The 8,869-nt window shown below is 56.9% G+C and carries 9 protein-coding genes; 6 read left to right on the top strand and 3 right to left on the bottom strand.

All coding sequences use genetic code 11. From position 1 onward, the window contains the following. The first annotated feature begins 13 nt into the window (after window positions 1-13). Entirely contained in the window at window positions 14-685 is a 672-nt protein-coding gene (locus J5J09_RS17240; RefSeq protein WP_208552653.1) for a L,D-transpeptidase, read from the top strand. Window positions 686-695: 10 nt separating this feature from the next. Here J5J09_RS17240 and J5J09_RS17235 read toward each other — a convergent pair whose 3' ends face one another. The 3 genes from J5J09_RS17235 to J5J09_RS17225 form a co-directional block, all read right to left on the bottom strand. Continuing rightward, window positions 696-1,733 (bottom strand): helix-turn-helix domain-containing protein, encoded by a 1,038-nt coding sequence (locus tag J5J09_RS17235; RefSeq protein WP_208552651.1) that lies wholly within the window; start codon window positions 1,731-1,733, stop codon window positions 696-698. A 333-nt stretch (window positions 1,734-2,066) separates the two neighbouring features. After that, complete coding sequence (locus tag J5J09_RS17230) at window positions 2,067-2,561, bottom strand: helix-turn-helix domain-containing protein (protein WP_208552649.1); 495 nt, start codon at window positions 2,559-2,561, stop codon at window positions 2,067-2,069. Window positions 2,562-2,655: 94 nt separating this feature from the next. After that, on the bottom strand, window positions 2,656-2,871 hold the full coding sequence (locus tag J5J09_RS17225; RefSeq protein ID WP_208552647.1) for a hypothetical protein: 216 nt from the start codon (window positions 2,869-2,871) through the stop codon (window positions 2,656-2,658). Between the two features lie 251 nt (window positions 2,872-3,122). Here J5J09_RS17225 and J5J09_RS17220 point away from each other — a divergent pair, with 251 nt between their 5' ends. From J5J09_RS17220 to J5J09_RS17200, 5 genes are all read left to right on the top strand, one after another. Further along, window positions 3,123-4,046 (top strand): ArsR family transcriptional regulator, encoded by a 924-nt coding sequence (locus tag J5J09_RS17220; RefSeq protein WP_208552645.1) that lies wholly within the window; start codon window positions 3,123-3,125, stop codon window positions 4,044-4,046. 98 nt (window positions 4,047-4,144) lie between these two features. Then, window positions 4,145-5,653: an alpha-N-arabinofuranosidase gene (locus tag J5J09_RS17215; protein ID WP_208552644.1), complete on the top strand. Its 1,509-nt coding sequence runs from the start codon at window positions 4,145-4,147 to the stop codon at window positions 5,651-5,653. Between the two features lie 52 nt (window positions 5,654-5,705). Beyond that, window positions 5,706-6,980, top strand: a complete 1,275-nt coding sequence (locus J5J09_RS17210) for an extracellular solute-binding protein (protein WP_208552643.1) — start codon at window positions 5,706-5,708, stop codon at window positions 6,978-6,980. An 81-nt stretch (window positions 6,981-7,061) separates the two neighbouring features. Continuing rightward, the gene (locus J5J09_RS17205) at window positions 7,062-7,946 is read left to right on the top strand and encodes a sugar ABC transporter permease (protein ID WP_208552642.1); all 885 of its coding nucleotides are present in this window, start codon (window positions 7,062-7,064) and stop codon (window positions 7,944-7,946) included. Beyond that, entirely contained in the window at window positions 7,943-8,785 is an 843-nt protein-coding gene (locus J5J09_RS17200; RefSeq protein ID WP_208552641.1) for a carbohydrate ABC transporter permease, read from the top strand. Before J5J09_RS17205 ends, J5J09_RS17200 begins: the two co-directional genes overlap by 4 nt. Window positions 8,786-8,869 lie beyond the last annotated feature (84 nt).

Here is an 8,869-nt window from a genome sequence, read left to right as displayed (position 1 = left end):
CGGAGAGCCTGGAATGGAGAAGATATTGGCGAATGGTGTCGTCCTGAATCGACGGGCGCTACTGTTGTCCGCGCTACTCCTTGGCGCCTCGTCGCAAGCTGCACAAGGAGGCACACGGCCGAATGGCACGCATGATATACAAGCCGCAGATCCCGAACGGTTTTATGTCGCGCTTGAAGATAATGGTTTTAATGTTCCTTCCGTCCGATACAGGAAGCTTGACCCAAGATTTTGGCGCAGGCGTGTAATCGACCTGACCGGAGCCACTGAAGGCACTGTCTTCGTCAGTCTTGCGGAGCGGTTTCTTTATTTCGTTATCGGCGACGGTACCGCGATACGATACGGCATAGCTATTGGTAAGGATGGCTACAGATGGTCGGGCAATGGTGAAATTGCCCGGATAGCGACCTGGCCAAAATGGACGCCCACCATGGAAATGCGAGCGAGGCTTCCGGAACTTGAACGCTACCGAAGCGGCATGCCCGGCGGCCCGGAAAACCCTTTGGGAGCGCGCACACTCTACATACACCGCAACGGTAAGGATACGCTATATCGTGTTCATGGTACCCCGGAGTGGTGGAGCATAGGACGGCAGGCCTCATCCGGCTGTATCAGAATGCTCAACCAGGATGTCATCGATCTTGCCGCCCGGGTCCAGCCAGGCGCGGCGATAATAGTTTTATAAACCCGAAGGCCTACTCCAAGGTATCGGTACCTGTGTCTCTGAGGTCGCTGCTCGAGCCTTTCCTCAACCATCTTGAGAACGCGGTTTCCTGCAGCCGCTCCTTTGAAAATTGCTTGAGTTCGCTCGGGCTGCACCCGAACTGCAAACGAAATTGCCGGCTGAATGTCGGGGCATCGTGAAATCCGTATTCTTCCGCGATCGCACTGCTCGGACGGAGGTGCCCGGCTTTGATAATCGACTCATAACATGCGTTAAGGCGTCGGGACCGAACGTAGTGCTCCACGCCGCCCTCGCTTTCAAACAGCTTGTAAAGTTGTCGCCGCGACATATTGAGCTTGCTGCTGAGAGTTTCAGGAGTGAGATCAACGGATGATGTGAGGTTCGACGAGATGAGCCTCTTGGCGACCTCCAACCGAGCAACCGTCAGAGGAGTCTGAAGCAGTTGCCCCCTCTCTCGCACCGAAATGCAGGAGCGGATCATGGAGATCGTGGTCTCCGCTATCATGAAAATCTCCTTCTGCGCTGCATCAGGCAAAACCGTCACCAGGGCGGACAAGTAGTTCGAAAGCAACGGATGGAGGCCGTCATCAGGGTTGGGGTTGTGGGCAAGCTGGTCCAGAACGGCTTCCATGCCGCTGAACTGGTTCCGTGGAAGATAAACACCGACCGTGGTATTGACTGAAACCTCACCGGATTGCGCCACGCCGGCTTTACGAATTTCGAGACGCTTGCCCTCATAACGCATCTGTCCGTGAGGACCATCGATGGTGGCATGCCCGGTCAGGCGCAAAAGTATAAGCCAGAAGTCAAAGCCCGGCAGCCGACCTAGGCGAGGTTGCGGGGAAAATCGGAAAGCCTCGGACTGGCTCACGACAACCTTAAGAGTTCCCAGATCATATCCGACAACATTCGCATGAAACCTCTTCTGGTCACCGGGAGCCCGGGCCAAACTGTAGATATCGCCTAGTGAAATTTCTTTACAAAAACTAGAGAACTGCTCTTCTTCTGAATATTTATTGCTATCGAATACGTATACGGGCTGAACCATCGTTCTCTCCGGAACGAATGGCACAGCGAAAACGCAGCAATACACTTGCGCAAATTGCTTTGCGCACAAAATTCACCGATTTGTCGAAGAAAAATATTTATTACGCTTCGGTGTTGCTATTAATGCGAGCCACTCGTGCAAGTAAAAATCTGGTTAATTTTTATTTTGCCCGGGAGATTCGCAGAATGTCGCGCAGTGTACGAAGCTTGCAGAAACGTGCAGAGGAAGCACTTTTGACGACAGGCAGCGAGGCATTGAAACTGCATACGCCGCGAGGGCGCCGAAACGACCGCATTTGCACCCGCTTCAGCGCCCTGGGCCGCCGCAATTGTGTCAATCGACCTCACTCAACATGGACGGATGGACGTCCCCGTTCGGATTTGAACGCACGATAGCAAGGTAGGAACGGAGCTTGCTCTCCAATTCGCCCAGTGAAAGGCCGAGCGTTTCTGCCGCCATGTCGCGTCGGCCCGAAAAGCGCATGAGCGTGTGAGCCACCAGGCGACGCTCGACATCGTTGAGACTAAGTCCGACAAGCCGTTCGATGTGGAGATCTGATCTGTTATGGACCAAGGGATCCGACCTGTTGCAGAGGCGACGAACGACATAATCAACGATCCGGTTCCGATCCGTCGTCATGAAGATGTTGTCGCTCGCGTCGCCGAATTCCCGAAGCCGAAAAAAAGCCGTTTCAGGCTCCGCCGACACAGTGATGAATGGCTTATCGGACAACAGCACCGAAAGATATGCTACCCGTTTCTCAAATGTCATTTCCAGTTTGCATGACTCGCCCGCGAGGTACGTCAACTCTGCCGCGATATTCGACAATCTGTCGTGCATGGACGGCTTCGGGGGGTGTCCGTCAGCTCCAGTGACCGCTGAATTCCGCTTCCGCCCAAATGGTATACCTCTCAGCTTCATTTCAGTTTTCTTCTCCCCTGAACCACCATCCGGCATATCCACATAGAGCGCCCGCGCCGATGATAATAACCACCTCAAGAAAAGAGCCGTGCGCCAGCATAGACGCTATACATCCGGAAATGGCGGCCAGCCCCATGGCCACGGGTGTTCCAGATGTCTCGTAACGTTCGGCATCGAGCAGATCTCCACTCTCGCCATCGTGACGCTTGTCAGGCATTTTTCCCTGCCTCCCTTAAACGAAATACTATCAGGAGCGTTGTCGAACACCTTAGTTTCAAGCTCTTTGCTCTGGAATGACTGTGGGTGCGTGACGCTTGACTATAAGTGCACACTGGAACATGACCGAGATGGCGATATCGCGCCTAACCTCTGTAGTGATGGGGCCCAGCTGCCGTGACCACCCGAATGACGGGTCATTGCTTTCATATCGATAATTTTGATATGAAGCATGCAAGCTGAGGGTAGGAAATGACAGGCAACGTATTGGTAATCGATCCGATCGAACGGCAGGACCTTATTCGCGGACTCGCGAGCGAGGTGCGCGTCGGTATACTCAAGCTTCTGCGAACGGGCGGGCCGAAGAACGTCAACCAGATCGCGGAGGAATTGGCGCTGCCGCAATCGACCGTGTCGATCAACCTGAAGATCCTCGAGGATTGCGGCCTCATCAATACCGAAAGCCAGAGAGCCCGTAAGGGAAGCCAGAAGCTGTGCCACTCGGCCTTCCAGGAGATTCTGATCTCCTTTGCCGACCCGGTCACCGACAGCTTGGACAACATGATCGAGGTGTCCATGCCGCTCGGTCTCTATACCCAGTTCGACGTGACGGGACCGTGCGGGCTCTGCTCGAAAGAGGGGGTCATCGGGCTTCTAGATGTGCCGGACACCTTTCTCGATCCCGATCGCATGAAGGCGGGGTTGCTTTGGTTTACCAGGGGATTCGTCGAATATCAGTTCCCAAACAACACCCTGCTCAAGAAAGCAAAACCACGGGAGCTGGAGTTTTCCATGGAACTCAGTTCGGAGGTGCCGGGAACGGCGGCGAACTGGCCCTCGGACATCTTCCTGCAGGTCAACGGAACCGATGTCGGCACGTGGACATCTCCGGGTGACTTCGGCGACAAGCGCGGCGTTTACACGCCCGACTGGTGGAAGCTGTCAGGCTCGCAATATGGAAAACTGAAGAACTGGCGGATCAACGAGCAGGGAAGCTTTGTCGACGGCGTGCGAATATCGAGCGTCACTCTCGATGATCTCGGCCTCGATCAGCACAGATCTATTCGCATGCGCGTCGGGGTGAAAGACGATGCCGAACACCCAGGTGGAATCAACATCTTCGGCAGCGGTTTCGGGAACTATGCGCAGGACATCGTGCTGCGTATCCATATCTGAAAAGTCATACCAAGGCTTGACGCAGCGACGGCCCTGCGCTTTATTTACCAATAAGACGGATACAAACCGCAAATTTGGATATAAAAGGTGGGAGGAACATGGACGCTCGGGTCACCGCGCACGCGCGCTATTCTATCGCGGACATCGATAAGCGGCTTTATGGCTCGTTCCTGGAGCATCTCGGTCGTGCCGTTTATACGGGCATCTACGAACCCGGCCATCCAACAGCTCTGCCGAACGGCATGCGCCGCGATGTAATCGATCTGGTCCGTGATCTCGACACGCCTATCTGCCGTTATCCCGGCGGCAACTTCGTTTCCGCCTACAACTGGGAAGACGGCATCGGTCCGAAAGAAGACAGGCCAACGCGTCTGGATCTGGCTTGGCGCACGGCCGAGTCGAACCAGGTCGGCATCCACGAGTTCGCCGAGTGGGCCGAAGCCGCAGGAACGGAGATGATGCTCGCCGTCAATCTCGGGTCACGCGGGCTCGACGCCGCGCGGAACTTCGTCGAATACGTCAATCATCCCGGTGGCAGCCACTGGTCGGACCTGCGCCGCAAGAACGGCCGTACCGATCCCTGGAACGTCAAGCTCTGGTGCCTCGGCAACGAGATGGACGGTCCGTGGCAGGTCGGCCACAAGAGCGCGGCGGAATATGGGCATTTGGCCAACGAGACCGCCAAAGCGATACGGGCTTTCGACGACAGCCTGGAACTCGTCGTGTGCGGGTCGTCCCACTCCGAAATGCCGACTTACCCGCAATGGGAAGCCACCGTTCTCGAAGAGACATACGACCAGATCGATTACATATCTCTGCATATGTATTTCGAGAACTACGAGAAGAACACCGCCGAGTATCTCGCGCTCCCGGAAAAGCTGGATCGCTACATCGGAACGGTCGGCGGCGTCATCGATTTCGTGAAAGGCAAGAAGCGCTCCAAGCGCGACGTGAAGATTTCCTTCGATGAATGGAACGTCTGGTATCACGAGCGCAAAAGCGACGCCAAGCGCATGAAGGAGTGGGACTGGCCGCATGCACCTGTCCTGCTGGAGGACATCTATAACTTCGAGGACGTCCTGCAGGTCGGCTGCATTCTCAACACCTTCATTCGCCGCGCGGACCGGGTACGGATCGCCTGCATCGCGCAGTTGGTGAACGTCATCGCACCCATCATGACCGAGCCGGGTGGCGCTGCCTGGCGGCAGACGATCTACCATCCCTTCCATATTGCGTCGCGATATGGTCGCGGTACGGCCCTTCAGCTCGATGTCGATTGCCCGCACTACACCGCCGATAGCGCCGATCGGGTTTCCTATCTCGACATTGCCGGCGTCCATGACGGCGATACCGGTACGCTGACCTTCTTCGCGATCAATCGCAACGGTCAGGAGAACATCGACCTCAAGCTAGCGACGGAACATTTCGGCACCGTCAAAAGTGTCGAGCATACTCTCATCAAACATGATGACCTTGAGGCTAAGAATACCAGGGACAACCCTGAAAACGTGAAGCCACGCAAGGCAGAAGGCGCCATCATTGAGGGAAATACGGTGCGTGTCTCGGTGCCCCCTTACTCATATTCGATGATCAGGATCACGCTCTAGGTGCAATCACAGGCGGCGGGGAGGCTGCCTGTCTTTCAGGGAGGAGAATGAGATGCAGAATTGGTTGAGAATGACGAAGGCCCTCGTGCTTGCGACGGGGTTGATGACGTCGGCGGCGCACGCTGAAGAAACAGTCCTGTGGTGGGATTTTCTAAGCGGCGGCGACGGGGTGCGCATGAAGCAGCTTATAAGCGACTTCAACGCGGCGCATCAGGGGAAGATCAAGATCGATGCGACCACGCTGGAGTGGGGCACGCCCTTCTACTCGAAGGTGCAAACATCAGCAGCCGTCGGCGAGGCTCCGGATATCATGACCTATCACGCCAGCCGCATTCCGCTGGCCGTGAAGCAGGGCATCCTGCAGGAGATTACCGCCGACGACTGGACGACAATGGGTCTGGCGCAGGCCGATTACGCTCCGGCCACCTGGGACGCGGTGACGGTCGACGGCAAGCAGTATGCGGTTCCCCTCGATACGCATCCGATCGTGCTTTACTACAACAAGGATGTACTCGGCAAAGCCGGTCTCCTGGACGAAAGCGGCAAGCCCAAAGGGCTGGATTCCCGTGAAAACTTCACCGCGACCTTGAAAGCACTCAAGGACGCTGGCGTCAAATTTCCGCTTGGGTCCGTGACCGCGGATGGCAATTTCATGTTCCGCACCATCTATTCGCTGATGGGACAGCAGGACGGTGAACTGATGACCGGCGACGAATTCCTCGCCGGCGACAACGCGACGAAACTCGAGAATGCGCTTTCGGTTCTGCAGGAGTGGACCACCGAGGGTCTGCAGTCGACCTATACCGACTACCCCGCCACCGTCGCACTCTTCACCTCGGGCGAAGCCGCGATGATGATCAATGGCGTCTGGGAAGTCCCGACGATGACCGACCTGCAGAAGGAGGGCAAGCTCTTCGAATGGGGTGCCGTTGAACTGCCTGTTATCTTCGATCATCCCTCGACCTATGCCGACAGCCACGCCTTCGCCATCCCCGCCAACAAGGGCAAGGAGATGACGCCCGAGAAGCGGGCTGCGGTGCTGGAAGTCATCGGTTGGATCTCGAAGAATTCGCTGCTCTGGGCGACCGCCGGCCACATTCCGGCCTATGGACCGGTAACCAACTCGGCCGAATACAAGGCGATGGAGCCGAACGCGACCTATTCCTCGCTGACAGCCAACATGATCTTCGATCCGAAGACGCCGCTTGCCGGCATTGCCGGACCGATCTTCGATGTCATGTCGACCTATTTCGTCCCCACGCTCAATGGCGAGATGGAACCATCCGAGGCAGTGGAAGAGATCAAGCTCGGCCTTGAAGACCTCTGAAACAACACGCCCGGGCCGTTCGCGGCCCGGGCTTGGATTTGCGCCCCCAAGCCAGCGAAAGTCGAGGAGGCCCGGGAGAGAATGCTCAGGAACAGACGCAGCGAGGCGTTGTTCGCCCTCGCGCTGGTGGCGCCGTTCGTGGCGATCTACGGACTGGTGTTTGTCTACCCCACGATCAAGCTGTTCGGCATCAGCTTCACCGACGCGCCGCTGATCGGGGAGGGCAGCTATGTCGGCCTTGAAAACTACACCCGGCTCGTCGGCGACCGCCGGTTCGCGACCGCCCTATGGAATACCGCCTATTTCGTTGCTCTGACGGTCGTTCCGGGCACGATGATCGCCTACGCCATCGCACTCGGCGTCAATCGCCTCTCGGGCCGCCTGCAGGCGGCAATCCTGGCCCTCTTCTTCCTGCCCTACATCCTGCCCGTCTCGGTCGTCTACCTCATCTGGGACTGGACGCTGAACTTCCAGTTCGGCATCGCAATGTATCTCTTCGAATTCTTTGGCATTCCACGCATCCCGGTGTTCAAATCCACCGCATGGTTCATGCCTGCGGTCGGCGTCATCACGATCTGGTGGACCGCGGGGTTTTCGATCCTTTTGTTCCTGGCGGGACTAAGGGCGATACCGGCCGAGATTTACGAAGCGGCGGCACTCGACAATGCGGGCCGGTGGGCAAGTTTTTCGCGGATCACCTGGCCATTGATGTGGCCGATCACGGCACTGGTCCTGACCATCCAGCTGATCTCGCAATTGAAAATCTTCGATCAGGTTTACCTCTTTTCGACCGGCGGGCGACCGAACGACAACCTGGTCCTCGTCTACTACATCTTCCTTAGAGCGTTTCAGTCCGATCAGGGTGGGCGGGCTGCCGCGGCTGCCGTGGTCCTTTTCCTCATCGTCATCATCGTTTCGGTTCTAAACTTCCAGCTGACGAGACTCTCGGGAGGACGCAACCGATGACAGCACAGACGGCAAGACGACTGAACATTGCTGGGCTGATCATAACGCTGTTGACGGTTTTCGCGGCGGTCCTTTGGGCCTTTCCCCTGTACTGGGGCGTCGTGTCATCATTGAAACCCGAGCACGAAGTCGTCCGGCCCTACATTGAGCTGTGGCCCGATACCTTCACGATTTCTCACTACGTCTTCGCGCTCACGGAAACCGAAATCGGCCGGTGGTATCTGAACTCGATCGTCACTGCCTTGTCTGTAACGATCCTGACCGTATCGTCGTCGCTCCTATGCGGGTACGCAATCTCGCAGCTGCATTTCCCGTTCCGAAAGCTGTTGTGGTGGCTGATCCTCGCGAGCTTCATGGTTCCGATGCAGACGCTGATCGTCAATCATTTCGAGCTCGTCGCCAACCTCGGACTGATCAATACCTGGGCCGGCATCGTTCTTCCGCAGCTCATCCATCCCGTCATCATCATCGTCTACAAGCAGTTCTTTGACGGCGTGCCGAAGGATTTCCGCGAAGCAGCGGTGATGGACAATGCATCGGAATGGCGGATCCTGACACGCATCTACATTCCGATGAACTGGGGCGTGACGACGGCGCTCGCCATCGTCTGCTTCATATGGTCCTGGAATTCGTTCCTGTGGCCGTTCCTGGCGGTAACACGCACCGACATGATGACGATCACTGTCGGCATCACCCAGGTCAACGATGCGTTCGGTGTCTATTATGCGCGGGAATTAAGCGCAGCGGTGCTGGCCGGACTCCCGGTGGCGCTGGCCTATTTGATCTTCCAACGGCGTGTGACCGAGGCGATCACGCTTTCCGCCGGGATCAAGGGCTAGGGCGCCACCTCCCGCGTCTTACCCTTTTGTCACGGGCCTGCGGTCGAAAGATCGCAAGGCCCGTGACGATTTCCAAAGCGTCCG

It is taken from the genome of Ciceribacter sp. L1K22, assembly GCF_017599385.1.
Taxonomy (GTDB): Bacteria; Pseudomonadota; Alphaproteobacteria; order Rhizobiales; family Rhizobiaceae; genus Allorhizobium.
The sequence above is the reverse complement of the archived record's forward strand: the minus strand, read 5'-3'. Positions and strand labels throughout refer to the sequence as shown.

Excerpts from the sequence above, each read along its gene's own strand:
- J5J09_RS17205 (WP_208552642.1), top strand. The coding sequence starts at position 7,062 with ATGCTCAGGAACAGACGCAGCGAGGCGTTGTTCGCCCTCGCGCTGGTG.
- J5J09_RS17215 (WP_208552644.1), top strand. The coding sequence starts at position 4,145 with ATGGACGCTCGGGTCACCGCGCACGCGCGCTATTCTATCGCGGACATC.
- J5J09_RS17235 (WP_208552651.1), bottom strand. The coding sequence starts at position 1,733 with ATGGTTCAGCCCGTATACGTATTCGATAGCAATAAATATTCAGAAGAA.
- J5J09_RS17220 (WP_208552645.1), top strand. The coding sequence starts at position 3,123 with ATGACAGGCAACGTATTGGTAATCGATCCGATCGAACGGCAGGACCTT.
- J5J09_RS17210 (WP_208552643.1), top strand. The coding sequence starts at position 5,706 with ATGCAGAATTGGTTGAGAATGACGAAGGCCCTCGTGCTTGCGACGGGG.
- J5J09_RS17200 (WP_208552641.1), top strand. The coding sequence starts at position 7,943 with ATGACAGCACAGACGGCAAGACGACTGAACATTGCTGGGCTGATCATA.
- J5J09_RS17240 (WP_208552653.1), top strand. The coding sequence starts at position 14 with ATGGAGAAGATATTGGCGAATGGTGTCGTCCTGAATCGACGGGCGCTA.
- J5J09_RS17225 (WP_208552647.1), bottom strand. The coding sequence starts at position 2,871 with ATGCCTGACAAGCGTCACGATGGCGAGAGTGGAGATCTGCTCGATGCC.